The organism is Paenarthrobacter sp. TA1.8 (genome assembly GCF_048595705.1).
In the GTDB taxonomy this organism is placed as follows: domain Bacteria; phylum Actinomycetota; class Actinomycetes; order Actinomycetales; family Micrococcaceae; genus Arthrobacter; species Arthrobacter nitroguajacolicus.
Genome location: NZ_CP184287.1, coordinates 2,243,114 through 2,268,821, shown reverse-complemented (window position 1 = coordinate 2,268,821; position 25,708 = coordinate 2,243,114). Strand labels below are relative to the sequence as shown.

Below are 25,708 nucleotides of genomic sequence, written 5' to 3'. Positions count from 1 at the left end.
CTAGCTACTCCGATACTTTCACTGGGATACGGTCTGACATGGTTCGCTCATCCGCCGCGGAGGGCAAGGGCGCAGAGGTTTTCAACAACGAGGCCGCCGTTGCAACAGCTCCTGCTACATCGTCGTCATGAGGGTAGAGCAGCGTCCTTCCGACAGTGAGGCCTCGAACACCGGGCAAGGCAAGGGCTGCCTGCCAGCTGGCGAAAACCTCGTCCTGGCTGCCGTCGGGGTCACCGCCCAACAGCACGGTAGGCATGGTTGTGGACGCCATGACGCGTTCCATCTCTGCCACAACCGGCAATTTCATCCAGGTGTAGGCACTGGTGGAACCGAGGCCTTCGGCAATGCCGACAGATTTGATCACGGCGTCAGCGCGGAGATCGTTGCGGACTTTTCCGTGTGCATCACGGACGGAAAGGAACGGCTCCACCATGGCGATGAGCTTGCGCTCGGCCAACGAATCAATGGCTTTCGCCGTGGCTTCAAGGGTGGCTACCGTGTCGGGGTCACCCAGGCAGATGCGCGTGAGCATTTTGCCGCCATCCGCACCGAGCGCCTCCAAAGCAGCAGCAGTGTGCCCGGTGAAGCGATCGTCGAACTCGTTGACCAGCCCTGCCAAACCACCCCGGTTCATGGAGCCGAAGACGAGCTTGCCTTCCAAGGCACCCAACAACAGAAGGTCATCCATGATGTCCGGCGAGGCGAGGATGCCATCAACTGCAGGGTTCGCCAACGCGATCTGCAGGCGATCCAAAAGGTCCCTGCGATCGGCCATGGCCATTGGCTGAGCACCAACGGCGAGGGCGCCCCGCGCCGGGTGGTCCGCGGCGACAATGAAGTTCTGCGCGCTGTGTTTCAGGCCAGGATGGCGACGTCGGGTGGCTGCTGCCCGAGCTACGGCCTCGGGGTCCTCCAACCGGATACGGCTCAAGTGCTCGTAGCGGCGAGGATCGTCATTAAGGCTCAACGAACTGCTCCTTCACTGAAGGTGTCGGCTGTGAGGGCGGCGGCTGACAGAGAGGCACCGGGGATGGGGCGGCCGCGTTCTGCGAGCAGCGAGGTAACTTCCTCCGGCGTTGGCATGGCATCTGCACAAGAGAGACGCGAGGCGACGATTGCACCGGATGCGTTCGCGTAATCCAGGACTTCCGAGAGGGGCCAACCGGACAACAGTCCGTGACAGAAAGCACCGCCGAACGAGTCGCCAGCGCCCAAACCGTTAACGGTTTCCACCGGTACCGGTGCCGAAACCACACGCTCCGTGCGGGTCTTGGCCATGACGCCGTCCGGTCCGAGTTTGACCACGGCAATTTCGACGCCGGCAGCCAGCAGGCGGTCTGCCTGCTCATCAGGCGTCCCCTCACCAACGGCGACAGCGCATTCCTTGTCGTTGCCGATCGCGACGGTTACGTGCGGGAGGACTTTGGCAACCTCGGCGCGGGCTTCCTCTTCGGAGGCCCAGAACATCGGACGGTAGTCCAGGTCCAGGATGGTGAACTGACCGTCTTTGAGGCCGGCTCGCGGACGGGCTTGGTGTGCTTTGATGTGGGCCTCACGGCTGGGCTCCTGGCAGAGGCCGGTGACGGTGGACCAGAAAATCCCTGCATGCCGGATCGCCTCCAAGTCCAGCTCTTCCGCTTTGATCTGCAGGTCCGGAGCAGTGGGAAAGCGGCCGTAGAAGTACAGTGGGAACTCGTCTGTTGCCGGCTTGATCGCGCAGAAGGTCACAGCCGTCGGGTACTCCTTGACCGGGGAGACGAAGGAATCGTCAACATTGAACTTGCGCAATTCCCGGTGAAGGTAGTTGCCGAAAGCGTCGTCGCCCGTGCGGGTGATGATTCCCGCGCGGCGCCCGTGTCGCGCGGCGGCAACGGCCACATTGGAGGGCGAACCTCCAAGGTATTTGCCGAAGGACGTCACGTCCTCCAGGTCCACCCCAATGTCGTTCGGGTAAATATCAACGCTGATGCGCCCGATTGTAAGCAGTTCGTGGGTCACGATAATCGTTGACCTTTCTCTTGTGAACTCTGAACCTTTGAGCGCTGGGCCCCAATGCCTTGCCACCCCTCAGTGAGCGGGGCCACATGACTACTCTGCACCAGAATCAATGTCCTGTCAAAGGTTTGTACTGACATATTTACAACGTGACACGGACCGCTCTACTTGCGCGGCACTGCGAGTTCCCCAGTGACGTATTGGCTGCGCCCGAAGCCGAATGACCAGTCGCCCGGCGAGTTCTCCACATAACCCACGAAGACATCTTCACCCGGGATCCCCACCTCCGCGAGACCGCCCGCAATAGCTTGGAAAAGGGAGCTTTTGGCCTCCTGGCTTCGGCCACCCTGGGTGAAAATCTGGATCATGACAACACCGTTGCTGCGCTCAAAGCCAAGGCCTGCGTCCTGGGCAATGATCTGACCCTGCGGGTGCTCGGTAAGGATATGGAAATAGTCCCGCTCAGGGATCCCGTATTCCTTGAGGATGGCGTCGTGGATTTTGCGGCTCAGCGCCGCCAACTCTTCCGGCGAGCGGCCTTGGTTAACATCGATTCGAACAAGTGGCATTTCTTCACTCCTCAGTTTGTCCTGTCATACTAACAAACTGGTTCAGAGGAACTCAAGACTTCACCACTGACGAAAGGCGTTTGGACTTCGCCCTCCCAACGACGCCTAACCCCCAAGCTGGCTGGCGAGGGGGTTAGGTGTGCTGAGTATCTATTGAGGCAGTTAGCCGCGAGCCGCTAGAGCGCCGCCCTGATTTTCTTCAGGTGCAGGCCACGGCACGGAATGGCCGCAGAAACGAGGTCTTGGCTGTGCTGGTGCTGTGGATCTGAAAAGAACTTGTCCGTGTCGGTGAGCTCCACAAGGCGCCCTTGGTAGAGGACTGCGACCCGCTGGCACATGTGCCTCACCACATCCATGTCGTGCGTGATGATCATGAGGGTCAGTCCGCGGTCCCGGTGCAGGCGCTGCAACAGTTCAAGGATGGTCCGTTGGGTCAATGCGTCCAAGGCAGACGTTGCTTCATCACAGATGAGCACCTCTGGTTCCAACAACAAAGCCCGGGCGATGGTGACCCGCTGCAATTGCCCTCCGGAGCATTGACCCGGGCGCCGGTCCAGGAGGGCGGGATCCAGCTCCACTTCTTCCATGGCCGCTGTGAGCCTGCGGGACCGTTCAGCTGCTGTGAGCTCCTTTTGCGACCGGAGCGGCGCTTCCAGGCTGGCACGCAGGGTCATGCGTGGGTCGAACGAATCGTGTGGTTCCTGGAACACCAACTGAACGGCCGTTGCTCCTGCGTCAGCCGCGATCAGCGTCCTGGTGATGCTGCCACTGCTGATACCTTCCAGGCCAACAATGGCCCGAGCGAGAGTGCTCTTACCGCACCCGGATTGGCCAAGAACGCCCAGGATTTCGCCCTTTTTTACGTCCAGCGAAATCGAGTCCAAGGCAGGCCGCCCGCTGCGTTTGCCCGATCCGAACTGCTTGACCACATTTGTCAGCGTAAGGGCGCTGCGCTGGTGGGTCGGGGCAGCCGGGATGCTGGTGGGCGCCAAGTTGGACGCTTCGAGGAGCCTGCGCGTGTAAGCGGTCCTGGGGCTGCCCAGGACCGTTTCCGTGGTGCCTGATTCAACGATCACACCCGCATCCATCACCAACACCCTGTCTGCAAATGCGGCCACCGAAGCAAGGTTATGCGTGATGTAGAGGATGCCCAGACCGCGTTGGATTCGTTGCCGGTCCAGTAGTTCCAGGATTTGTTGTTCCAGCACCTTGTCCAAGGCCGACGTCGGTTCATCGGCCAGCAGAATCTCGGGCTGACCTGCCAAGGCCATGGCAGTCATGGCCCGCTGCGCCATGCCGCCTGATAGCTGGTGCGGGTATGAGCGCGCACCCCGTTGCGGATCCTCGAAGCCCACCTCTGCCAGCAATTGGAGAACCCTCGTCTTTGCAGCTTGGCCACGCAGGCCCGAATGCAGTTTAAGTGGTTCCCGGAGATGGGTGCCGATGGTCTTGTTGGGGTTGAACATCTTCTTTGGCTGCTGAAACAACATCCCTAGCCGGCCACCTCGAACGCGGTTCAGCTCTGCTTCGGAGGCTCCGGTTACGTCAAGCGCCCCAAGCCGGATGGACCCCGACTCAATGCTCAACTGTGGAGGCAACAACTGCAGCACCGACCGTGCAGTCATGGTCTTGCCCGAACCGGAACCTCCCACCAATGCGACAAACTCGCCGGGTTTCACGGCCAGGCTGACACCTGCGAGGATAGGGCGCCCCGTACCACCACTGCGGACCGTCAGATCCTCAACGACGAGCTCAGGCATGCTGTCCTTCCACCACAAGGACGTCCACCGGATCCGAGGCCCGACGTGATGCCCGTTGACCGATCAATGTCACGCACAGGGCCACCAGGAAGACGGCGAGTCCAGGGGCAATGATTCCCCACGGAGCCCTCTCTGCGTACGGTTGCGCCGCTGCCAGCATGGAACCCCAATCGGATTGCGGCGGTTGCACGCCGAGTCCAAGGTAGGACAGTGCTCCGACGCTGATCAGGAGCTGACCGAAGCGAAGTGTTGCCTGCCCCAGCATGGGGGCGGCCAGATGCGGGAGGATGTGGCGGAAAATAATGAACGACGGCGAACATCCCACCACTCGCGCTGCTTCGACAAAGCCGCGCGCCGAGACGTCATAAGCCAGGGTCCGGGCCAGTCGCGCAAACGGCGTCCACCCTGTCACGGTCAGTGCCACCAGCAGCGAGGTGAAGCCAGTGCCCATGGCAGCGACGATGAAAAGCGCCACCACCATCTCCGGAAGTGCCAGCAGGACGTCGTTGGTGCGGGTGAAAAACTCATCCAGCCAGCCCTTGCGGCGGGCGCTAAGAACACCCACCACCAAACCGATGACTCCGGTCAGCACTGTGGCCAGTGCGGCAACCACCAGGGAGAAGCGACCGCCGTCGAGCAAGCGGCTCAGCGTGTCCCGCCCGAGGTGGTCCGTTCCCAGCCAATGCGTAGCGCTGGGTGGCGCAAGTCGTGCGGCGAGGTTCTGGTCATCCGGAGGAAACGGCGCCAACCAAGGCGCAGCGGCCACGGCAGCGACAATCAGAACGAGGATTACGACGGCGGCAGCGTCGATCGCTGAACGGTTACGCAAGGGCTCCACTCACCTTCGGGCTAAGGATCCGGTGCAGGAAATCGGCAAGCGTGGTGATTGCGACAGCCAGTGCCACTACCAACACCACGCCGCCCTGGGCCAACGGTATGTCGCTGTTGATTACGGCGTCGTACAGAAGCCTGCCCATGCCGGGAATGGCGAAGATCACCTCCACAATGACAGAGCCCCCCAGCAGCCCCGCGAACCACACCGCGAACAGAGTGGACAACGGGACCAGGCCGTTGGGCACAACGTGCCGCAGGATTGTCTGGACGTGGCTCAGTCCCCGGGCTCGCGCGGCGGAAATGTGTTCGGCTTCGAGGGCATCGACCATTCCTGACCGCACAGCCGAAGTGAAGAAGCTAATGGGCCGCAATGCCAGTGTTGCCGCAGGGAGGACGATGGACGATGCCGTGTTCCACCCTGCGGAAGGCAGCAAGGAAAACTTGAGGGCGAACACGAGCACTAACAGCGGGGCCAACCAGTATTCAGGCATGGCGATGAAGGATTGTGTGACGGTGGTGATCAACTTGTCCGTCTTACTTCCTTGTTTCAGAGCCGCAACAATCCCCAAGGGCAGCGACACCAGCACTGCAGTGCCCAAGGCCAAGAACACCAGGCTCAGGGTGATGCCCAAAGCGGGTAGTACCTGGTCAACTACTGGCGTCCTGCTGATATGGGACAAGCCCATATCCCCGGTGAAGAAGTCCCCCAGCCAGCGCAGGTACTGAACGGGAAGAGGATCGTTGAGTCCCAGGCTCTCGCCCAAGGCCCGAACGGTGGCCTCATCCACCACGTCCCCGGCGACGCGGGAGCGGATGATCTTCCGTACAGGATCACCCGGGGTGACATAGGGAATAAGGAATACGGCGAAAGACGACAGCAGGACGGCGACCACGAGGGTCGCCGTCCGCTTCGCAAGGAACGTGATCATGCTGATTTGTCTGTTGTCTGTCGGTCCCGGTTTGGTTGCTAGGAGCCCGACTTGGCCGTTTGCGCGGTCAGTACGTAACGGGAAAGCGGATCCTGAACGTAGGACATGACGTTGCTGCGGACCGCGTCGGTGGCCTGTTCATTGACGAGCCAGAGGTTGACCGCCTGGTCATCCAGGAGCTGACCGGCTTTGGAGTACAGCTTGTAACGTTCTTCGGTGTTGGACGTGCGGGCCGCTTCGGTGATGATCGCGTCAAACTCTTCGTTGCAGAAGTGGCTGAGGTTGTAGGTGCCCTTGCACGTGTAGTCGGCCGTCAGGAAGCCGATCGGATCAGCGATGTCGATGAGTCGGTTGCGCTGGCTCAGGATCATGTCATAGTTCCCCGCCAGAACGTCCGGCTCCGCGGACGCGTATTCTTTGGCCTGGATGGCCACGGGTACGCCGATGTTCTTGAGGTTGTCCTGGATCACGGTTGCGACGTCGGCGAACTCGGCACGTTCTACAATCGCGATGATTTCCAACGGCTTATCGGCTGTGTATCCAGCGTCGGCGAGCAGCCTCTTCGCTTCTTCAGCGTTCTGCTTCGGCGAGCTTGCATTGCTCGATGCCCACGGCTCTGATGGCGCATAGGGTCCGGCCGCCGGAAGCGCTGCGCCCTCGTAGACGCTGGCAGCCAATGCCTCAAGGTCCAGTGCCGAGCGGAGTGCCTTGCGGAAATCGACGTTGTTGAAGGGCGCCCGGCCGTTGTTCATGTACAGCGTGGCCGTGCGTGGTGAGTCTGCCTTCAGCACGGAGACTTCGGGCGCATTCTCAAGCGAGGACAAGGCAGAGGCCGGGATTGAGAGGGAAATGTCCGCCTCACCGGTTTGAACCTGAGCCGCGCGTGTTGCGCCGTTGGTGATGAACCGCACTTCAGCCCCTGCGAGCTGCACATCTCCACCCCAGTAATTTTCGTTGCGGTCCAGTGTCAGGGATTGTTTAGCCTTCTCTGAAACCGGAGTGAACGGCCCCGTGCAGTGACCGAAGGGATTGACGGTGGCGCCTGCGTAAGCGGCAGGAGCAAGAACGCCGGTATTGACGCTTGCAAGGCGGAACGGTACCAAGGGGTTTTCCACGGGCGTGGTTACGCGAACAGTCTTGGCATCCCGAGCCTGGACAGCACTGACGACGCTTGGGCTGAACGCCCTGGCAGGCACCTTGGCCTTGAGGACATGGTTGAGGGAAGCGGCCACGGCCTCTGCGGTGAGATCGGTGCCGTCCTGGAATTTCACGCCTTCACGTATGGAGAAGTCCCATTCCAACGGCGAAGCCTGCTTCCACTCCGTAGCCAGGAAAGGAACCACTTTTCCCTGGGCGGAATCATACTTGGTGAGGGTTTCCAAGCAGCCGGACAACGACAAGATGTACGCGGCGTCGGACTCCGGAGCCCAGTTGGCCACGGGAGCGCGGAAGTTGTCTACCACGATGCGCTGGTTGGTGTCAGCTACCTTCCCGGCGGATACGGGCTGGCCCCCGCTGAGGCCGCAACCGGAAAGTGTGAGAAGGGCTGCCAGCCCGAGAGCTGCCGTGGATCGGCTGGAAGTGCGCAAAGGGAACCGCCTGCTATTTATGCCCGAACGGGTGGGCATGGGGAAAGTGAAGACTATTAGGTTAGCCTTACCTCTTGCTTCCTGAAAATTGACGCTTCGAAGTGCCGTAACAATGTGCTCAGGTTCACGGCCATCCAATCCGGGTGACAGGGATCAGGAGACAGGAACGAAGCCGAGCCTTTTGTCCACGACGTTCCGTAATGGTTCACCCCGGCTGAACCGCCAGAGGTTCTCCACGAACAGCTTCCCAAGATCGTCCAGGTAATCTTCGGTGTCGCCGCTCATGTGAGGGGTAAGGATGACGTTGTCCATGCTCCACAGCGGGTGCTCCGCCGGAAGTGGTTCCGGATGGACCACGTCCAGCGCCGCGCCGGCGATTGAACCTGAGCGAAGCGCGTCCACGAGTGAGTCGGTGCGGACCAGCTCCCCACGCCCCACATTAATAAGGTGAGCCGTGGGCTTCATGGCCGCAAGGACAGCGGCGTCCACCAAGCCTCTGGTGTCGTCGGTCAGCGGCGCGGCCAGCACAATGTAGTCGAAGTCGCCGACCACCAAGGCCAGGTCCTTGGAAGAATGGATCTCTTCAAAGTACGCATCGCCTGGTCGGCCGCTGCGCCCGGCGCCGCTGACACGCAGGCCAACAGCGCGGAACAAGGACGCGATTTCCCGACCAATGGAGCCCGTTCCCACCACCAGGGTGCGCTGGCCCTGAATTTTCCGCGTGACGCGGTGCTGCCAGCGCCTTCCCTGCTGCAGCCTCAGCGAACCTTGCGCATCCTTCGCTATGTCCAGGACAAACCCCAGGGCGAACTCGGCAATGGCGCGACTCAGGACGCCACGTGAATTCGTGTATTCCACGTTGCTGTTGATCAGGTCATCGAACAAGAGTTGACTCACGCCCGCAGCTGAGACGTGCACCCACTTCAGCGACGAAGCTGACGCCCAGTTCTCGCGCAGCGCAGGTGAGAAGGAATGCCATTGGTAAAGAACGTCCGCACCATCCATTGCCTCGGGGAGACCGTCAGCCTTGGTCAGGCGGACTTCGGCCAGCTCCGCGATTTCGTCCAATCTGGGCGGCAGGGACTCCCGGTACAGGACGGCGACGATTGGCCGATTGCCTTCGGCATTCGTCATGATGACGACGCCGCTGCTGCCGCTGGCTTGGGAGCACCGGGTTCCGCCTGTCCCAGAGCTTCCAAGACGTCAATGGCAGCCAGCACAGCCGCTGTGAACTCAGAGGTCGACGACGGTCCTCCAACGTCGCGGGTACCCAACCCCTCTCGCAACACGGACTCGAAAGCCAACTGCAGATGCTCGGCAGCCGCCGGGTGGCCCAAGTGTTGGAGCATCATTGCCCCTGACCAGATCTGACCTACCGGGTTCGCCAATCCCTTGCCTGCAATGTCCGGGGCAGATCCGTGGACGGGTTCGAAGAGGGACGGAAAGTCGCCTTCAGGATTCAGGTTGGCACTGGGGGCTACCCCGATGGACCCGGTGACCGAGCTGCCCAAGTCCGAAAGGATGTCCCCCAGCAGGTTGGAGGCAACGATGACGTCGAAGGTCCAAGGCTTCAGGACCAGGTGCGCAGCCAGTGCATCAACCAGTTCGCTGGTGAGTGTCACGTCGGGATACAGACGAGTGGTTTCTTCCACGACTTCGTCCCAGAAGGGCATGGTGTGGATGATGCCGTTGCTTTTCGTCGCGGAGGTCAGGTGACCTTTCCTGGATGAGGCGAGCGATGCCGCGTAATGCGCCGCACGCGATACTCCCAGGCGGGTGAAGATGGTTTCCTGGACGGCGGTCTCGTGCGGCAGCCCGCGGTAGGCCCGACCCCCGACCTCAGAATATTCCCCTTCGTTGTTTTCACGAACGATGAGGATATCGATCGGTTCCTTGTTCGCAAGAGGCGACTTGACGCCGTCGAGCGTTTTCACGGGTCGGAGGTTGATGTACTGCTGGAATTCGCGGCGAATGGGAATCAGGAGGCCCCACAGAGATTCAGCGTCCGGAACCTCCGGGGAGCCTACGGCGCCCAGGAAAATGGCATCGTGCTGCGCCAGCTGTTCCAGCCCGTCCAGCGGCATCATTCGCCCGTGCTCCCCGTAGTAGTCCGAGCCCCAATCGAAGTGGGTGAACTCAAGGCTAATGGCATGGAGCTGCACGATCCGTTCGAGGCATTCGATGGCTGCGGGAACAACTTCCTTTCCTATTCCGTCGCCCGCGATAACTGCGATTTTGTGGGTCGTCATGATGCATTCCGTTCTGAGGTGGCAGTGAGTTGCTGCCATCGGGTGGCGGGCTCGGCCAATTTGATGATGGTGCTTTTGGGTTCGGTCATCTCACGTACCGCATGTTTGACACCTTCGCGCCCCACACCGGATTTCTTGAAACCACCGAAGGGCATCGAATCGATCCGGACGTCACTGGTCTCATTAATGACAACGGCCCCCACGTGCAGCTTGTCGGCAATGGCCAGGGCCAGCTCGATCGACTCCGTGAACACGCCGGCTTGAAGCCCGTAGTCGGAGTCGTTGGCGGCGTGGATGGCGTCGGCGACCTGAATGAACGGCATGATGCTGACAACCGGGCCAAACACTTCTTCGCTGATGACCAAGGCCTCGGCTGGCACGTCAGTGAGCACGGTTGGCTGGTAGAACGCACCACTACGCCGGCCGCCCACCTGGACGCTGGCACCAAGTGTTGTGGCCTCCTCCACCCATTCCTCCACACGGCGGGCTTCGGCTTCGCTGATCAGTGGTCCGACGTCCGTGGTGCGATCGAATTTGGCCCCGACACGCAGCGCCCGGGTCCCGGCCACCACCTCTTCCAGGACGTGTTCGAACAGGGAGACGTGAACGTAGGCCCGCTGCACGGAAAGGCAGTTCTGGCCGGCCACGCCAAAGGCACCGGCCACGATCGCAGCAGCAGCTGCTTTGGCGTCGGCGTCCGCACAGACGATCGTCGCATTGTTGCCGCCGAGTTCGGACAGAATCTTCTTTGCTCCCGCAGCGGCAGCGATGCGATCGGCAGTTTTCGGTCCACCAGTGAAGGAGATGAGGTTCACTTGTGGGTCCGTCACGATCGCTTCCGAGACGCCCGGGCCGGAGACAATGGCGGCAAGGCGACCGGCGGGGACGCCCGCTTCAAGCAACAGTTGGATGAAGGCAAGGCCCGTAAGCGGCGTGCGGCCCGAGGGTTTAAGGACGACGCCGTTGCCTCCGATCAATGCCGGGCCCAGCTTATGTGCCACGAGATTGAGCGGATCATTGAAGGGGGTGATGGCCGCGATAATTCCCACTGGTTTGCGGTTGTACCAGCCAATTTTGTTGGCTCCGGCCATGCTGTCTTCAAAGGCGAGAGTCTCTCCGACGAGTTCGCTTGACGCGGCAGCGGAGAGCCGCAACGTCTCTATGCACCGACGCACTTCGCGCTCAGCCTCGTTGATGGTCTTGCTGCTTTCCGCGGCGATGATCTCCGCGAACCGCACGGCTTTGTCCGCGAGCAACACTGCAGCTCGTTCCAAAGCCTCCCTGCGGTCCCGCAGGGCCCAATCGTCTTCCTGGAGGTGGCGATGGATGAAGGCAACCGCGCGCCTGACATCCTGCGGGGTGGAGGAACACACGTTTCCCAAGAGAACGCCGTCTTCGGGATCCCTGACTTCAAGGATCCTGTCAGCTGTCTCCCAACGGCCTTCCAGGAACGCACCTCCTGGCAGGACCGCGATACTTGCCCGCCTGTAGGCCGTCTCCTGCCTTGTTTCCGGGCGCGCTTCAGCGACTTTGGTTGATGAACTCATGTGATCCTTTACCCTGCCTATTTGATGCGGTCGATGATCTTCGCGGCTCCGCCAATAAACGGCAGGAACCATGGCGGGCCGAAGTGGCCGGGCACAGGCGGGTTCTTCAGATCTTCCCAAACGTTGGCCTGCTTGTCCCCCGCCATGTAGTGGGCCATCCTCTTGCCCATGTGCGCAGCCATCTGAACACCATGTCCGCTGTAGCAAAGGGAGTAGAACAGGCCATCATGCTGGCCGGCATGGACCATCTGGTCCATGGAGAGGTCCACCAGGCCACCCCAGATGTAGTCCACCTTGACGTTGGACAGATAGGGAAAGAGTTCGGTCATGGCCTTGTGCAGGATCTCCGCACTCTTTACATCCGAATCCGGGCTGGACAGCGCAAAGCGTGCGCGGCCGCCGAACAACAACCTGTTGTCCGGCGTGATGCGGAAGTAGTACGTCAGCATCTTGCTGTCAGAGGCTTGGCGCCTGTTGGGCAGAATGCGGTTCACGACCTCTTCGGACAGAGGCTCGGTGCAGATGATGAAGCTGCCCACAGGAATCACGCGACGCTGCAGCCACGGGGTGACGTTGCCGGTGTAGCCGCTGGTGGCGACCAGGACCTGCTTGGCCCGGGTAATTCCACGGGTGGTGTGAACATCGTGCACTGTGCCCGAGACCTTGTTCAGCTCGGTGACCGATGCGTTTTCGCAGATAGCTGCGCCGTTGTCAGCTGCCACCTTCGCCAGCCCGTGCACGAACTTCCCTACATGGAGACCCGCGCCCAGCGGATCCATCATGGCACCCTGGTAGAAGTCGGTGCCGATTTCGCTGTGGATTTCGGACTTGGGAATGACCTTTACCTGGTGGTCAACCAGGTTGGCGAGCAGCTCCTGCGACTTCAGGAAGCCGTCGTAGTGGGACTTGTGGAACGCGAGGGAGAGCTTGCCGAAGCGCTTGAAGTCGCAGTCGATGCCGTTGTCGTGCACCAGCTTCTCGATGGTTTCAATAGCGTCGTTGTATTCGCGGAACATCTCAACGGCACGGGGAGCCCCGTAGCGCTTGACTGCCGTACTGAACCCAATGGCCAAACCAGTGGTAGCCATGCCCCCGTTGCGGCCTGACGCGCCCCAACCAACAGTGTGGCGTTCGAGGACAGCAACAGTGGCGCCTTGCTTGGCAAATTCAAGTGCGGCGGACAACCCGGTAAAGCCCGCGCCGATAATCGCGACATCTACGTTTTCCGGGACTGGAGTGCGGCGGTAGTCGCCGGATGGCTCTGCAGTGTCGAGCCAGTAAGGAACAAGTTTCACGGTTGGCCTTTCGCCTCGCAGTCGTTTTAGAGACCGAGGTACTTGTTGATCTCGTCCAGGGATTTGGCTGTGCTGAGGTCGTAGCCGTCGCCAATGGGGTCATAGCCGCGGTCCAGCATCCAGAGGTTCCGGAAACCCAGGTCGTGCATGGGATGCATGTCGTAGCGGGTGTGGGAGGAGATATGCAGGAAGTCCTCGGGCGTGGCATTCAGCGTGTCCAGCATGTACTCGAAAGCCTGGTATCGGGGCTTGTACGCCTGGGCTTGCTCGGCGGTGAGGACTGAATGGAAGTTTGCGCCGAGCTTGGGAATGCTGATGTCCAGGAAGCTGGTGTCCGCGTTGGATAGAGCTACGAGTTGGTAGTTGTCGCCCATGAGCTTCAGCGGGGCCGGCACGTCGTCGTGGGCAACCCAGCCGCGGACAGCATCAGCAAATGCTGCGCCTGCGCCTTCAGTAGGCCCAATTCCCCAGCGCTTGCACACACGATCAAAGGAATCCTGGAGGATCTGCTCATACGGCTTGTAATCCCCCAGTACTTCGTCAAAGCGGTATCCACGGAACTGCTTCTTGAAGGTGGGCCACTGCTCTTCAGAGATTCGGCCATCGAGCAAACGCCGCGTAGTGGGATCGATGTCGAAGTTGATGAGTGTGCCGTAGATATCAAAGGAGATGTACTTCGGCCGGGAATTGGTCTCTGCCATGTCAAGTCCGTTTCTTTTCGGGATATGGGGGCGGGCGGGCCGCGTGTAAGGGTGTCGAGTGAAGCGGATGCACCCGTAAAAACCTGCCGGGCAGTCCGGGAGCTTCTCGACCGCTGACTCGACTTTAGGCCGCCAAATTGTAAATTGTCAACAGTTTCTGCCGCCTGGTTAGAACGATTCTCAACCAGCGGATCTGTTGAAAAAAGTTTCTGTCAATTGTTGACAATCTACTGTTGAGGGGGTTGCATTGCAGTAGATGACGGAGAGATCCGGATCACATTACAACCAAGACCTTCTCCCCTCCCCACCGCCCGACTCCCCCGAAGGGAAGCACCATGAAGATTCGAACCAAGGCGCAAACCGCAGCTGCCGGACTTGCCGTACTGCTGGCACTGAGCGCTTGTGGAGGCACCGCGAACAGCGATTCCGCAGACAACAGCAAGACTGCAAACACCACCGACATTTCCGAGGGCGTCCAGCCTGATTCAGCTGCTGTTGCCCTGTTGCCGCAGTCCATCAAGGACAAGGGCGAGCTCACGGTTGCCATGGACCTGCACTACCCGCCCACCACCTTCCTGGCTGAGGATAATACGACTCCGATCGGCCTCAACCCGGACATCGCCAGGCTCATTGCGAAGAAGCTTGACCTGAAGCTGAAGTTCGTGGACACGAAGTTCGACACGATTGTTCCCGGCCTCGACGGCGGACGTTTCGATTTCACTGCCACCACCATGTCCAAGACTGAGGAACGCCTCAAGGTCCTGGACATGATCGATTACTTCAAAGCCGGCAACTCCGTGGCCGTGGCCGCAGGCAACCCACTCAAGCTGACCGTTGAGACCCTGTGCGGTAAGAACATCGCAGTGACGCAAGGTTCAACCGGTCAGCTCAAGCGCCTCCCGGCTCTCAGCGAGCAGACCTGCACTTCAAAGGGACAGCCGGCCATCAACGGCGTGACATTGCCCAACGTCCAGGACGCGCTGACCCAGTTGCACTCCAAGCGCATCGACGGAATCCTGTACGACACAACTGCTCTCGGCTGGGCTGAGAAGCAGCAGCCAGGCTCCTTCGAACTCGTGGGCCGCGTCGACGTCGGCTCCAGCGACCTGACGGCAATCGGACTGAAGAAGGGCTCGCCCCTGACGCCGGCCTTCCAGACTGCCCTCCAGTCCGTCCTTCAGACCCCGGAGTACAAGGAGTCCCTGGATAACTGGGGCCTGGACTCCGGAGCCATCACTGACGCCAAGCTGAACTAGCGGGTGCTCCGATGAAGCAAGTGATTATGGAAAGAAGCAATGTGATGAGCGGGTTGGATTCGGCATTGAAGCCGCGCCTTAAGCGGCGCAGCACGTTCGAGTACGTCTCCTGGGTGGTTTGCATCCTGGTCGGTATCGGCGTCCTGAGTTCGGTCGGGACGAACCCGAACTTCAAATGGGACGTCGTAGCGAAATACTTCACCCACGAATCCATCCTCCGCGGGCTGATGCTCACCATCTTCCTCACCGTGGCCAGCATGGCACTGGGCACCCTCCTCGGACTGGGCCTGGCCATCATGCGGGCCTCCACCATCAAACCCATCGCCGCCCTCGCCGGGGTCTACATCACGATCTTCCGCGGCACCCCGGTCCTGGTCCAACTGATCTTCTGGTTCAACCTCTCCGCCCTCTACCCGAACCTAAGCATCGGCATCCCCTTCACCGACATCGGCACCGCGATCGACACCAACGCCCTCATGGGCCCCATCACCGCAGCCCTGATCGGCCTGACCCTGAACGAAGCCGCCTACATGGCCGAAATCATCCGCGGCGGATTCTCCTCAGTGGGCAAAGGCCAAATCGAAGCCGCCGACTCCCTGGGCATGAGCGGAGCCATGAAAATGCGCAAAGTCATCATCCCCCAAGCCATGCCCTCCATCATCCCCGCCACCGGCAACCAGGTCATCGGTATGTTCAAAGGCACCTCCCTGGTCTCCGTCCTCGGAGTGGCCGAACTACTCCAAAGCGCCCAACTCATCTACGCCCGGACCTACGAAACCATCCCGCTGCTCATCGTCGCCAGCCTCTGGTACCTCGTCATGACCATGCTGCTGAGCTACCCCCAATCAAAACTCGAACAAAAATACTCCCACACCTCCGCCCGGGTCCCCCGCAAAGCCCGCAAAGTGACACTCACCGCACCGGAAGGCATCGCACGATGAACGCTGACGGCACTATCCACGCCCAAAAAATCCGGAAATCCTTCGGACCAAAAACAGTCCTCAAAGACGTCGACCTCGACATCGCCAGCGGAGAAATCTGCTGCATCATCGGCCCCTCCGGCTCCGGCAAATCCACCCTCCTACGCTGCATCAACGGCCTCGAAACCGTCGACTCCGGCATCCTCAAAGTCAACGGCGAAGACTTCGGCTACTACGAAACCGACACCGCCTACCACGCACTCCCCCCCAAAAAACTCGCCCAACAACGCACCCGCGTCGGCATGGTGTTCCAGTCCTTCAATCTCTTCCCCAACATGACCGCCCGCGACAACGTCATGGCAGGACCCGTCCTGGTCAAACACGCCGACAAGAAACAATCAGCCAAACAAGCCCAGGAACTCCTCACCAGCGTCGGCCTCGGCGCCTTCGCGGACCGCTACCCAGCCGAACTCTCCGGCGGGCAGCAGCAACGCGTGGCCATCGCCCGTTCCCTGGCCATGAACCCCGAAATCATCCTCTTCGACGAACCCACCTCCGCCCTGGACCCCGAAAAAGTCGGCGAAGTCCTCAACGTCATGCAAGACCTCGCCAAAAAAGGCATGACCATGGTCGTCGTCACCCACGAAATGGGCTTCGCCCGCGAAGTAGCCGACTCCCTGATCTTCATGGACGAAGGCAACGTCGTAGAACGCGGCGACGCCCGCGAAGTCCTCACCAACCCCAAAGAACCCCGCACCCAAGCCTTCCTCAAGCAGGTCCTCTAACCATGGACGGAAAGCTCGCCGTCATCGGTTTGGGCAGTATCGGCAGCATGTCCCTCTGGCAAGCCTCGCGACTCACCGACTCCGTAGTGGGATTCGAAGCGCACTCCCCTGCACACGCACGCAGCGCCGCAGGCGGAGACACCCGGCTCTTCCGCATGATTTACCGCGGCAACCCTGCCTACTACCCCATCCTGGAACGCTCCCGCGAACTTTGGGCAGAACTCGAAGCGGAGACCGGGCAAGACATCTTCACCCGCTGCGGCGGACTGTCCATCGGCACCACCGACGGACCATACCTCCGCAGCCTGCTCGAAACGACACGAATCACCGGCGCCGCCCACCAGATCCTCAGCCGTGAGGAAATGGCCGCCCGCTACCCCCAACACAACCTCCGCTCCGACGATATCGCTGTCTACGACCCCAACGCCGGCGCCCTGCGAACCGACCGCGCCATCACCGCGGCCATCACCGCGGCGGAATCCAACGGTGCATCGGTCAAGACCAACACTCCGATTGACAGCATCACTGAAACTGACGACGGCGTCGTTATCACGTCCGGTCAAAACTCCTGGACCTTCGAACGGGTCATCGTTGCCTCGGGCGCCTGGTCCAAACAACTCATGCCCGAATACCTCAAAGCCCACACCGAAACCAAGCGGATCTTCCTCTCATGGTTCGTTGCCCGCGAAGCAGAACAATTCTCACCGGAAAAATTTCCGATCTTCATCAGGATTTCGGGAAATCGCTCCATGTACGGGGCGCCGGCAGTGGACGGCGTAACCGTCAAAGCCACTCTCGATGGTCGCGGGGCACCAACTCCCGCTGCCGACTCCGTGCCCCGTGATCTCAGCACAGCGGAGATCACGGAAACCATAGAGACAGTTTCGGAGTTCTTCCCGGGCTTGATTCCCAGCATCGTGCGCTCGGATGCGTTCCCGGACCTCTTCACCTCCGATTCGCAGCCCTTGATGGGTTTCCTCGGCAAATCCGCCAGGGTCTACTCGGCAACCGGATTCTCCGGAGCCGGCTTCAAAATGGCCTCCGGCTACGGAGAAATTGCAGCCAACGAAGCGCTCGGCAAGCGCTGGTTCGACGGTCTGGACTTCCTGCGGCCCCAGCGGTTTCAAGAACCCTGACAAGTTCCGCGTGAGCAACGGCAATAACACACGATTCGCCAATTGTTGACAATCTACAGTTCCTAAGAAAGTATGAAGCCATGGCAACACTTAGCCCCATCCTGAAGCAGGCAACCACCGTGGTTGTCGACCACGCGGCCGGTAGCTGGATCCACGCGACCGACGGCAAGAAATACCTGGATTTCACCACCGGGATTGGTGTCACCAGCACCGGTCACTGCCACCCCGATGTTGTGGCCGCCGCCCGCGAACAGGTGGGCAAGATTGTCCACGCCCAATACACCACCGTGATGCACAAGCCGCTGTTGGAGCTCACCGAGCTGCTGGGTACTGTGTTGCCGCAAGGTTTGGATAGCGTTTTCTACGCAACATCCGGCTCTGAGGCCGTAGAAGCCTCAATCCGCTTGGCCCGTATGGCCACCGGCAGGCCCAACATCATCTCCTTCCAAGGTGGGTTCCACGGCAGGACAGTCGCCGCGGCCTCCCTCACCACAGCTGGAACAAAGTTCCGTTCAGGGTTTTCACCCATCATGGGTGGCGTGCACGTAGCCCCGTTCCCGCACTGGTACCGGTATGGCTGGGACGAAGCGACCGCCGTCGAATTCGCGCTGAAGGAACTGGACCACCTCCTCCTGACCATCAGTGCGCCCAGTGACACAGCCGGGTTCATCATCGAACCCGTACTCGGTGACGGCGGCTACATCCCCACCCCCGTAGCCTTCCTCCAAGGCCTGCGTGAACGAGCGGACAAACACGGCATCGTGCTGATCCTCGACGAAGTCCAGGCCGGCGTTGGCCGCACCGGTAAGTTCTGGGGCCACGACTGGGCCGGAATCCTGCCTGACGTAGTGATTACCGCCAAGGGCCTCGCCAGTGGCTTCCCCATCTCGGCAATCGCCGCCTCCGCAGAGCTGATGGGGAAAGCCTGGCCAGGCTCCCAGGGCGGGACCTACGGAGGGAACGCCGTCGCGGCAGCAGCCGGAGTGGCCACCCTTGGTGTCATCAAGCGCGAAAACCTCGTGGAAAACGCTCTACTCCGCGGCGACGAACTCAGGGCAGGACTGGAGACACTGCAAACCGAGTTTGCCGGAATCGGCAACGTCCGCGGCCGGGGCCTGATGCAGGGCGTCGAATTCACTGCAGCAGACAACACCCCGGACGCGGCAACTGCACTGGCCGTTCAGCAGGCTGCCATCAAGGAAGAGCTCCTCCTCCTTACCTGTGGGCCGCACGGCAACGTCATCCGCCTCATCCCCGCACTGAACGTCAGCAGCGACGAGATCCAGCTTGGCCTGTCCAGGTTCTCGCAGGCACTCAAGTCGGCCACCTCCTAGTCCCCCGATCACTGAAAGAGCCACCATGACCCCCTCATTTGATCCCAGCTCACTGCAGACAGACCTGTTCATCAATGGACGCTGGCAGCAGGCCGCAAACGGCGCCACCTTTGCAGTGGAAAACCCCGCAACGAACGAAGTCATCGCCCACGTTGCCGATGGCAGCCCCGAAGATGCCGCCCTGGCCATTGAGGCCGCCGGACGCGCCCAAGCAGCGTGGGGAAAATCCACGCCTCGGGAACGCGCGGACATTCTCCGCCGCGCTTACGAACTCGTCATTGCCAATACGGACCGATTGGCAGCCATCATGACTGCCGAGATGGGCAAGCCTCTCACGGAGGCAAAGGGCGAAGTGGCCTATGGCGCCGATATGCTCCGCTGGTTCTCCGAAGAGGCAGTACGGATCGGCGGAGACAACGCCAGCTCCGTTGATGGCAACACCCGCATCCTCATCACCAAGGAACCTGTTGGTCCTTCCGTACTGGTGACGCCATGGAACTTCCCGCTCGCCATGGGCGCGCGGAAGATCGCGCCGGCAGTTGCTGCCGGTTGCACCATGGTGTTCAAACCGGCGGAGCTGACGCCCCTCACATCGCTGGCGCTCGTTGCAATCTTCAAGGAAGCAGGACTCCCCGACGGCGTACTGAACGTTGTGACGACGTCGAGCGCTTCCAGCGTGGTCAGGACCTGGACGGACAGCGGGATTGCGCGCAAGATCAGCTTCACGGGTTCCACGGAAGTGGGAAAGGTCCTCCTGCGCCAGGCTGCTGACAACGTCATGCGGTCCTCCATGGAACTCGGCGGAAACGCCCCCTTCATTGTGCTGGCCGATGCGGACATCGAGAAGGCCGTGGATGGAGCCATGAAGGCCAAAATGCGGAACATGGGCGAGGCCTGCACGGCCGCCAACCGCTTCTTCGTCCACCGCTCCGTAGTGGAAGAGTTTGGCGAGAAGTTCTCCAAAAAGATGTCAGAATTGCAGGTAGGCAATGGCGCTTTGGCAGGGACCGACGTCGGGCCCCTGATTGAACAGAAGGGCCTGGAAAAGGTCGAAAGCCTGGTCGCGGACGCCGTGTCCAAGGGCGCACGTGTCCTGACCGGCGGCAGCCGTCCGGAAGGGCCTGGCTACTTCTACTCCCCCACCGTCCTGGTGGACGTACCCACGGACGCAGCGTTGATGTCCACGGAAATCTTCGGCCCTGTAGCTGCCATTACACCGTTTGACAGCGAAGACGAAGTCCTGCGCCTGGCCAACGATACTGAATGGGGCCTGGTGGGGTACGTCTTCACGGAGAGCATGGACAAGGCCATGCGGTTCTCCGCCGATCTGGAAGTGGGAATGGTCGGGCTGAACACCGGCTTGGTATCCAATCCCGCCGCGCCGTTCGGTGGGATCAAACAGTCCGGGTTGGGACGCGAAGGCGGCAAAATTGGGATTGAAGAGTTTTTGGAATACAAGTACACCGCAGTAGCGGTCTAATAAATTCAAATTGCCGAAGCATGGAATGAGGGGATGTCAATGGCGGCACCGGAGGGAATGTTCGTTTTGGAGGGCCGGCCCACGGCGCAGCTGATAGCTGACCAATTGCGGGAGCTTATTGTCCAGGGAGCTTTCAGGCCTGGACAACAAGTCAACGAATCGGCACTCGCCAGTCAGCTCAGCACGTCCAGGGGCCCGCTCCGCGAAGCTCTGCAACGGCTGTGTCAGGAAGGCATCCTGGTGAGCAAGCGCAACCGCGGCGTCTTCGTACTGGAACTATCCACGGATGACGTCAGGGAGATCTATGCCGTCCGTGAAGCTGTGGAACTGGCCGCCGCCAACACGCTTCTGGATTCCGAACCGGATCAGGTCGCTGATACCTGCCGGGAACTTAAGGGCATCATCCGAAGTATGGCCAAACAGGTCGCGGCTTCGGATTGGCAGGCTATCGCCCGGCTGGATATGCAATTCCACACTGCCTTTGTTTCAGGAACAGGAAACACGCGCCTGATCCGGATTTACGAGACCCTGGCTGCGGAATCCAGGATGTGTATCCTCAGCTTGGAAGTGGCCTACCCACGTATCGATGCGCTGGTGCAGGAACACCAAATGATCCTGGACCTGCTCGAAGCGCGCGATCGGAGTGGCCTGCAAAACGCCATCAAACGTCATATGCAGAAAGCCGTGGAGGACCTGACGTCCAAGCCTGAAGTGACTGGAATAACCGCCTAAGCATCGTCGAATATCCGAATGGAGGGAAGGGTCCGGTTCAATGAACCGGACCCTTCCCTCTATCTATTGGACGTTCGCTATTAGACCTTGGGAAGGTCGGCAACTACCCACATCTTCCGCAACGTTTCATGGATGGTCCACGTTCCCGTCCAGCCGGCCGGCGTGACGAACAAGGAGCCGGGACCGACTTCGAAGCTGGTTCCATCTTCTTCGGTAATGGTCGCTGTGCCACTGAGGATCTGGCAGATCTCGTCATAGCCGGGCCTGGTACTCGTGGAGACACCGGGCGTTGCCTCCCAGATGCCGGTTTTCAGTCCTTCCCGGGCCCAAAGGCGGAGGGACACTTCAGTCTGGCCGGGAGTGCTTGATGTGGGCTTCGGAAGGTGTTCGCCAGGGTTCTCGGTATTTGCATTTTTCATGACAGTGGCCTTGACCATTGATTACTCCTTCTGGGGCCTGAGCCCCGCGTGACTGTGCCCGCCGTCGTTGGAAGAGCACAGGTTCCATCCTATCAATTGTCAACAATCGACGATAGACATTGCTGAGAATAGCCTCAGAATGGACGTTGTCCCCAGGCTCAGGCCAAATGCTCCCGACGCTGACTGCCGGCCCCGGGTCTGGCCCACACCGCCGTCCGGGAGTAGCGTCACTGTGAGGATGTAGCAGGACAGCGAGGACTTAGCAGGAGCGCTAAAAGGAGCCGGACATGGCTGGATGGAATGCCGATACCGCGGCAGGTCCCCTGGGTGCCGGGACGGTCACCTTGGTAGAGGGCACGTCCTTCTGCATTTCGCTGCCCAGCGGTGATATCAATCCGGACCATCCCCACGGCCTCTTCTTCCAGGACACGCGCATTCTGTCGGCATGGAGCCTCAGTGTGAACGGACAGTCCGTGGAACCTTTGACCGCCCAAACGAAGGAACCGTACAGGGCGGTCTTCGCTGGACGCATCACCATGCCTGACGGATACGCTGACACTCCGCTCATCGTGGAACGCACCCGGGAATTGGGTTTTGGGATGGTGGAACACCTCACCGTGCGCAACTATTCGATGAAGCCCGCGGAATGCCTCATCGCGATCACCGTAGCTTCCGACTTCGCCGATGTCTTCGAGGTGAAGGAAGCGCGCGTGCAAACGCAGTGGGACGAAAATCGCGAGGCCGATGCCAATTCATTGACCATTCACGCCCGATGGCAGGAAGTCCGGAAGTCCGTCATCGTGACTTCCGACGTCGCTGAAGCGGACCTCGAAGGTTTCACCTACCGGACCACTATCCCGGCACGGGGCTCCTGGAGCACCCAACTCATAGTGTTGCCCGGCCTCGAAGGGGCTGCGCCATCGGCGCCCGTGGTGCGTCCCGCCGTCGGACAACTGTCCCGGAGTGATCGACGCCGGCAGGAATGGGTGGCCAAAATTCCCATCCTGCAGATGGGCAACCACTCCATCGAGAGAACCCTCCGACGGAGCTATGACGATCTTGGCGCCCTCCGCATCGAAGACCCCGCCCACCCGGAGAGAGTGGTTGTGGCGGCAGGAGCCCCGTGGTTCATGACGCTGTTTGGACGGGACTCCTTGTTGGCGTCCGAAATGGCCATGCCTGTTGATCCCTCGCTGGCCCTGGGAACGCTGCAAACGTTGGCTGAGCGGCAGGGCACGGTGGTTGACCCCGTGACCGAGGAAGAACCGGGCAAGATTTTGCATGAGGTCCGGTTGGATGTCTCCAGCAGCCTGGCTCTGGGCGGCAAGTCCATCTACTACGGCAGCGTCGATGCCACTCCGTTGTTCGTGGTGGTATTGGGTTCGGTCAGCCGTTGGGGGTTCGCTAAGGACACCATTGCCGCCCTACTCCCCCATGCAGACCGGGCCCTCGACTGGATACGGGACTATGGCGACAGTGACGGCGATGGCTTCGTCGAGTATGAGCGCCTCAACGATCGCGGGTTGATCAACCAGGGTTGGAAAGACTCCTGGGATGGGATCAACTTCGCGGACGGCCGCCTTGCCGAGCCTCCCATCGCGCTGTGTGAGGTCCAGGCCTATGTTTATGACGCGTACATGGCCAGAGCCTGGATGGCTTACGACGCCGGCGACGCACCCCTGGCGCGCGAGCTTGCCGATCGCGCGGCCCAGTTAAAGGCCCGTTTCAACGAGCAGTTCTGGATGCCGGACCGCGGCTACTACGCGATCGCACTGGACGGCAAAAAACGCCAGGTGGACTCTTGCGCCTCCAACATGGGGCACTGCCTTTGGGTCGGTTTGGTGGATGATGACAAGGCGCCACTGGTAGCTGAGCGGCTGATGTCACCCGAGATGTTCAGTGGTTGGGGTGTGCGCACTCTGGCAACCGACATGGGCGCGTACAACCCGGCCAGTTACCACAACGGATCAGTTTGGCCGCACGACAATGCCGTTATCGCTGCCGGACTGGTGCGCTACGGATTCGTGGAGGAAGCTCAACGAATCGCCACAGCCCTGTTCGACGCGGCCGCCTTCTCCGAGGGGCGCCTCCCCGAGCTGTTCTGCGGGTTCAGCCGCGAGCAGTACAGCGAGCCGGTGCCCTATCCCACGGCCTGCTCACCCCAAGCCTGGGCAGCCACCTCACCCATCCAGCTGATCACGAGCCTGATGAGGTACGACGCCCACGTGTCCCACGGGGGATTCTGGATGGATCCGCAGCTGCCGGCCTCGTACGGCGACTTGCACATCACCAACGCACCCATGGCAGGCGGCAGGGTAACCATTGACATTTCCGATTCGGTCCCCAGAGTGCGGGGACTGCCGGACGGGATGGTGTTCCATCAAGGACACCGGCCGTGGTTGACCGAACTCGTGGAACAGGCAGGGCTGCGGAAGAAGGCCTAGTTCACAGCTTCAGTGGCCGGGTAGCCCATGACGCGCAGGTAGCTTCTAGGACGCCGCAAGCAACGGGGTTGCGCCTGCGCGGCTGTAGCTGGCCGTCTCACGCAGAATCCACACGGTCGGCACGCCGCCCACGGCCGGCATCACCTGCCCTTCTGTGATGAACATAGTGGCCTCTTCATTCCACTTCAGTGACCACCATCCCGTTACCGGGCAGTGGTGACCGGTGTTGGCCGTCGCAAAGTGGTCCAGGTTGGAGGCAGCAGGGCGTCGCTTCTTCATGAGATGTCCTTCGTTCGCTTAGCGTGTCGGGGATAAAAGGAAGACATGAACAGAGCCTATCAATTGTCAACAATCTACGAAAGGGATTGGCGAAAGAATCTCCAAGTCACGGCATAGGCGACGACTAACCCTGCGAGATGATTCTTCGGTACCCGTTGACAATCCAGTCCACACGAGCGTATTGTCGACAATCGACGCAGACATTTGTTCTCTCGTCGACAATCGACATTATCCGTACCGGAGGAAAAAATGGCATTCGCAACCAAGCCAAAGTTCGTTACGTTCGACATGAACGGAACGCTGATCAAGTTCGCCATCAACGATGCGATTCGTGAAGTCTTGGGCGACCGGCTGCCGGCCGGGATCGCCGATGACTATTTGCAGGCCTGCAAGGCGTACCGCATCGACGAATGCATGGGCGACTACAAGCCGTTCCACCAGATCGTTGCCGACTCCATGGAGCGCGCCTCGCGCCGGGTCGGTCTGGAGTTCACTGCGGCCGATGCACGGGCAGTGTACGAGAAGGTCCCCTCCTTTGGCCCGTACCCGGGTGTCACGGAGGCACTGAACCGCCTGGCGGAGGAAGTCCCGCTGGTCATCATCACGAACAGCGACACCGCCCAGGCTGTGCGCCTGGCAGAGAACCTCAATGCCCCGTTCGAGGTCATCATCACCGCCGAGCAGATGGGCATGTACAAGCCGCGGCTCGGTGCGTTCGAGTACTTGTTCGAAAAGCTGGGAGTGACACCAGACGAGATCGTGCACGTTTCCGCCAGCCCAATGTACGACCACCGTTCAGCAGCAACCATGGGCATCAAGAACAAGGTGTACGTTGACCGCGGCTTCGAACACGACGAGCACTGGCTCGGATACGAGCGAATCACCGACATCGCTGATCTCCCTGTTCTCTTCGGCCTGCCGCGACCTTCAACCTCCTAAGGGAGCCTGTCCGGATGAGCGTCACCAAGGCGAGTTCGGCTTCGGATCGGCTTGAGGCCCTGGGCCTTGATTTGCCGCTCCTTGCTGATAACCCGTACTACGTAGACCACCGGGGTGTGGGTGCGGGCATCCATATCTCGGGCCAGCTGCCTTTCAAGGACGGCGTACTGCTGGGGCAAGGGATTGTTGGCCGGGATGTGGATCTGGAGACGGCACGGGAGCTTGCACGCCATGCGGTGCTGAACTGCCTCGCGGCCGCTGTCCAGGCAGTGGGGGATCTGGAGCGGGTTCGAATTGTTCAGATGCTGGTCTTTGTTGCCAGCACGCCCGACTTTGGTCTGCAGTCGCGGGTGGCCAACGCGGCCAGCGAATTGCTCATTGAGGTATTGGGTGAGAACGGACGGCATGCACGGACCGCCATTGGCGTCGTTGGGCTACCGCTCAATACGCCTGTCGAAATCCAGATGATCTGCACGGCTGTCTAGGAACTCCGAACAGCGGCTTGGACCGGGACCC

24 protein-coding genes and 1 pseudogene are annotated in these 25,708 nt (G+C 60.7%); 11 read left to right on the top strand and 14 right to left on the bottom strand.

What is annotated here, in order from left to right:
- Positions 1–4: 4 nt before the first annotated feature.
- The 12 genes from ACNAOT_RS10470 to ACNAOT_RS10415 form a co-directional block, all read right to left on the bottom strand.
- A complete protein-coding gene (locus tag ACNAOT_RS10470) occupies positions 5–967 on the bottom strand; it encodes a Cgl0159 family (beta/alpha)8-fold protein (RefSeq protein WP_420180988.1) in 963 nt (320 codons plus the stop codon).
- Complete coding sequence (iolC, locus tag ACNAOT_RS10465; protein ID WP_420180986.1) at positions 964–1,998, bottom strand: 5-dehydro-2-deoxygluconokinase; 1,035 nt, start codon at positions 1,996–1,998, stop codon at positions 964–966. The genes ACNAOT_RS10470 and iolC overlap by 4 nt, the downstream gene beginning before the upstream one ends.
- Before the next feature lie 161 nt (positions 1,999–2,159).
- The gene (locus ACNAOT_RS10460; protein WP_420180985.1) at positions 2,160–2,564 is read right to left on the bottom strand and encodes a tautomerase family protein; all 405 of its coding nucleotides are present in this window, start codon (positions 2,562–2,564) and stop codon (positions 2,160–2,162) included.
- Between the two features lie 176 nt (positions 2,565–2,740).
- Positions 2,741–4,324, bottom strand: coding sequence for an ATP-binding cassette domain-containing protein (locus ACNAOT_RS10455; RefSeq protein ID WP_420180984.1), 1,584 nt, complete (start codon positions 4,322–4,324; stop codon positions 2,741–2,743).
- Complete coding sequence (locus ACNAOT_RS10450) at positions 4,317–5,162, bottom strand: ABC transporter permease (protein ID WP_179018344.1); 846 nt, start codon at positions 5,160–5,162, stop codon at positions 4,317–4,319. Before ACNAOT_RS10450 ends, ACNAOT_RS10455 begins: the two co-directional genes overlap by 8 nt.
- A complete protein-coding gene (locus tag ACNAOT_RS10445; protein WP_420180983.1) occupies positions 5,146–6,087 on the bottom strand; it encodes an ABC transporter permease in 942 nt (313 codons plus the stop codon). The genes ACNAOT_RS10450 and ACNAOT_RS10445 overlap by 17 nt, the downstream gene beginning before the upstream one ends.
- Before the next feature lie 38 nt (positions 6,088–6,125).
- Entirely contained in the window at positions 6,126–7,715 is a 1,590-nt protein-coding gene (locus ACNAOT_RS10440; RefSeq protein ID WP_420180982.1) for an ABC transporter substrate-binding protein, read from the bottom strand.
- Positions 7,716–7,829: 114 nt separating this feature from the next.
- Positions 7,830–8,810: a D-2-hydroxyacid dehydrogenase gene (locus tag ACNAOT_RS10435; protein ID WP_420180981.1), complete on the bottom strand. Its 981-nt coding sequence runs from the start codon at positions 8,808–8,810 to the stop codon at positions 7,830–7,832.
- On the bottom strand, positions 8,807–9,925 hold the full coding sequence (locus ACNAOT_RS10430) for a tartrate dehydrogenase (RefSeq protein ID WP_420180980.1): 1,119 nt from the start codon (positions 9,923–9,925) through the stop codon (positions 8,807–8,809). Before ACNAOT_RS10430 ends, ACNAOT_RS10435 begins: the two co-directional genes overlap by 4 nt.
- Complete coding sequence (locus ACNAOT_RS10425) at positions 9,922–11,472, bottom strand: aldehyde dehydrogenase family protein (protein WP_420180979.1); 1,551 nt, start codon at positions 11,470–11,472, stop codon at positions 9,922–9,924. Before ACNAOT_RS10425 ends, ACNAOT_RS10430 begins: the two co-directional genes overlap by 4 nt.
- 17 nt (positions 11,473–11,489) lie before the next feature.
- Complete coding sequence (locus tag ACNAOT_RS10420; RefSeq protein ID WP_420180978.1) at positions 11,490–12,767, bottom strand: NAD(P)/FAD-dependent oxidoreductase; 1,278 nt, start codon at positions 12,765–12,767, stop codon at positions 11,490–11,492.
- A 26-nt stretch (positions 12,768–12,793) separates the two neighbouring features.
- Entirely contained in the window at positions 12,794–13,468 is a 675-nt protein-coding gene (locus ACNAOT_RS10415; RefSeq protein WP_420180977.1) for a haloacid dehalogenase type II, read from the bottom strand.
- A 335-nt stretch (positions 13,469–13,803) separates the two neighbouring features.
- Here ACNAOT_RS10415 and ACNAOT_RS10410 point away from each other — a divergent pair, with 335 nt between their 5' ends.
- The 8 genes and pseudogenes from ACNAOT_RS10410 (at position 13,804) to ACNAOT_RS10375 (ending at position 21,111) form a co-directional block, all read left to right on the top strand.
- Positions 13,804–14,724 carry an ABC transporter substrate-binding protein gene (locus ACNAOT_RS10410; RefSeq protein ID WP_420180976.1) on the top strand — a complete coding sequence of 307 codons (921 nt, stop codon included), beginning with the start codon at positions 13,804–13,806 and terminating at the stop codon, positions 14,722–14,724.
- A gap of 44 nt (positions 14,725–14,768) precedes the next feature.
- Positions 14,769–15,665: an amino acid ABC transporter permease gene (locus ACNAOT_RS10405; protein ID WP_420180975.1), complete on the top strand. Its 897-nt coding sequence runs from the start codon at positions 14,769–14,771 to the stop codon at positions 15,663–15,665.
- Positions 15,662–16,429: an amino acid ABC transporter ATP-binding protein gene (locus tag ACNAOT_RS10400; protein WP_420180974.1), complete on the top strand. Its 768-nt coding sequence runs from the start codon at positions 15,662–15,664 to the stop codon at positions 16,427–16,429. Before ACNAOT_RS10405 ends, ACNAOT_RS10400 begins: the two co-directional genes overlap by 4 nt.
- 2 nt (positions 16,430–16,431) lie before the next feature.
- A complete protein-coding gene (gene solA, locus ACNAOT_RS10395; protein WP_420180973.1) occupies positions 16,432–17,565 on the top strand; it encodes an N-methyl-L-tryptophan oxidase in 1,134 nt (377 codons plus the stop codon).
- Between the two features lie 80 nt (positions 17,566–17,645).
- Complete coding sequence (locus tag ACNAOT_RS10390; protein WP_420180972.1) at positions 17,646–18,899, top strand: aspartate aminotransferase family protein; 1,254 nt, start codon at positions 17,646–17,648, stop codon at positions 18,897–18,899.
- A 25-nt stretch (positions 18,900–18,924) separates the two neighbouring features.
- Positions 18,925–20,379 (top strand): NAD-dependent succinate-semialdehyde dehydrogenase, encoded by a 1,455-nt coding sequence (locus ACNAOT_RS10385; protein WP_420180971.1) that lies wholly within the window; start codon positions 18,925–18,927, stop codon positions 20,377–20,379.
- Between the two features lie 33 nt (positions 20,380–20,412).
- Positions 20,413–20,589: pseudogene (locus ACNAOT_RS10380) on the top strand (GntR family transcriptional regulator); the annotation flags it as partial.
- A gap of 30 nt (positions 20,590–20,619) precedes the next feature.
- Positions 20,620–21,111 (top strand): GntR family transcriptional regulator, encoded by a 492-nt coding sequence (locus tag ACNAOT_RS10375; protein WP_420181152.1) that lies wholly within the window; start codon positions 20,620–20,622, stop codon positions 21,109–21,111.
- An 80-nt stretch (positions 21,112–21,191) separates the two neighbouring features.
- On the opposite strand, the gene ACNAOT_RS10370 is transcribed toward ACNAOT_RS10375, so the two are convergent.
- A complete protein-coding gene (locus ACNAOT_RS10370; RefSeq protein WP_054808428.1) occupies positions 21,192–21,548 on the bottom strand; it encodes a cupin domain-containing protein in 357 nt (118 codons plus the stop codon).
- Between the two features lie 269 nt (positions 21,549–21,817).
- Between ACNAOT_RS10370 and ACNAOT_RS10365 the strand changes: the two genes are divergently transcribed.
- On the top strand, positions 21,818–23,974 hold the full coding sequence (locus ACNAOT_RS10365; RefSeq protein ID WP_420180970.1) for a glycogen debranching N-terminal domain-containing protein: 2,157 nt from the start codon (positions 21,818–21,820) through the stop codon (positions 23,972–23,974).
- A gap of 45 nt (positions 23,975–24,019) precedes the next feature.
- On the opposite strand, the gene ACNAOT_RS10360 is transcribed toward ACNAOT_RS10365, so the two are convergent.
- Positions 24,020–24,253 carry a hypothetical protein gene (locus tag ACNAOT_RS10360; protein WP_402941562.1) on the bottom strand — a complete coding sequence of 78 codons (234 nt, stop codon included), beginning with the start codon at positions 24,251–24,253 and terminating at the stop codon, positions 24,020–24,022.
- Positions 24,254–24,502: 249 nt separating this feature from the next.
- Here ACNAOT_RS10360 and ACNAOT_RS10355 point away from each other — a divergent pair, with 249 nt between their 5' ends.
- Both ACNAOT_RS10355 and ACNAOT_RS10350 read left to right on the top strand, forming a co-directional pair.
- Positions 24,503–25,192: a haloacid dehalogenase type II gene (locus ACNAOT_RS10355; protein WP_402941559.1), complete on the top strand. Its 690-nt coding sequence runs from the start codon at positions 24,503–24,505 to the stop codon at positions 25,190–25,192.
- 14 nt (positions 25,193–25,206) lie between these two features.
- On the top strand, positions 25,207–25,677 hold the full coding sequence (locus ACNAOT_RS10350) for a RidA family protein (protein ID WP_402941556.1): 471 nt from the start codon (positions 25,207–25,209) through the stop codon (positions 25,675–25,677).
- Positions 25,678–25,708 lie beyond the last annotated feature (31 nt).

Excerpts from the sequence above, each read along its gene's own strand:
- ACNAOT_RS10460 (WP_420180985.1), bottom strand. The coding sequence starts at position 2,564 with ATGCCACTTGTTCGAATCGATGTTAACCAAGGCCGCTCGCCGGAAGAG.
- ACNAOT_RS10355 (WP_402941559.1), top strand. The coding sequence starts at position 24,503 with ATGGCATTCGCAACCAAGCCAAAGTTCGTTACGTTCGACATGAACGGA.
- ACNAOT_RS10350 (WP_402941556.1), top strand. The coding sequence starts at position 25,207 with ATGAGCGTCACCAAGGCGAGTTCGGCTTCGGATCGGCTTGAGGCCCTG.
- ACNAOT_RS10390 (WP_420180972.1), top strand. The coding sequence starts at position 17,646 with ATGGCAACACTTAGCCCCATCCTGAAGCAGGCAACCACCGTGGTTGTC.
- ACNAOT_RS10425 (WP_420180979.1), bottom strand. The coding sequence starts at position 11,472 with ATGAGTTCATCAACCAAAGTCGCTGAAGCGCGCCCGGAAACAAGGCAG.
- ACNAOT_RS10430 (WP_420180980.1), bottom strand. The coding sequence starts at position 9,925 with ATGACGACCCACAAAATCGCAGTTATCGCGGGCGACGGAATAGGAAAG.
- ACNAOT_RS10415 (WP_420180977.1), bottom strand. The coding sequence starts at position 13,468 with ATGGCAGAGACCAATTCCCGGCCGAAGTACATCTCCTTTGATATCTAC.
- ACNAOT_RS10385 (WP_420180971.1), top strand. The coding sequence starts at position 18,925 with ATGACCCCCTCATTTGATCCCAGCTCACTGCAGACAGACCTGTTCATC.
- ACNAOT_RS10405 (WP_420180975.1), top strand. The coding sequence starts at position 14,769 with ATGAGCGGGTTGGATTCGGCATTGAAGCCGCGCCTTAAGCGGCGCAGC.
- ACNAOT_RS10400 (WP_420180974.1), top strand. The coding sequence starts at position 15,662 with ATGAACGCTGACGGCACTATCCACGCCCAAAAAATCCGGAAATCCTTC.
- ACNAOT_RS10440 (WP_420180982.1), bottom strand. The coding sequence starts at position 7,715 with ATGCCCACCCGTTCGGGCATAAATAGCAGGCGGTTCCCTTTGCGCACT.
- solA (WP_420180973.1), top strand. The coding sequence starts at position 16,432 with ATGGACGGAAAGCTCGCCGTCATCGGTTTGGGCAGTATCGGCAGCATG.
- ACNAOT_RS10365 (WP_420180970.1), top strand. The coding sequence starts at position 21,818 with ATGGCTGGATGGAATGCCGATACCGCGGCAGGTCCCCTGGGTGCCGGG.
- ACNAOT_RS10435 (WP_420180981.1), bottom strand. The coding sequence starts at position 8,810 with ATGACGAATGCCGAAGGCAATCGGCCAATCGTCGCCGTCCTGTACCGG.
- ACNAOT_RS10445 (WP_420180983.1), bottom strand. The coding sequence starts at position 6,087 with ATGATCACGTTCCTTGCGAAGCGGACGGCGACCCTCGTGGTCGCCGTC.
- ACNAOT_RS10360 (WP_402941562.1), bottom strand. The coding sequence starts at position 24,253 with ATGAAGAAGCGACGCCCTGCTGCCTCCAACCTGGACCACTTTGCGACG.
- ACNAOT_RS10455 (WP_420180984.1), bottom strand. The coding sequence starts at position 4,324 with ATGCCTGAGCTCGTCGTTGAGGATCTGACGGTCCGCAGTGGTGGTACG.
- ACNAOT_RS10370 (WP_054808428.1), bottom strand. The coding sequence starts at position 21,548 with ATGGTCAAGGCCACTGTCATGAAAAATGCAAATACCGAGAACCCTGGC.
- ACNAOT_RS10410 (WP_420180976.1), top strand. The coding sequence starts at position 13,804 with ATGAAGATTCGAACCAAGGCGCAAACCGCAGCTGCCGGACTTGCCGTA.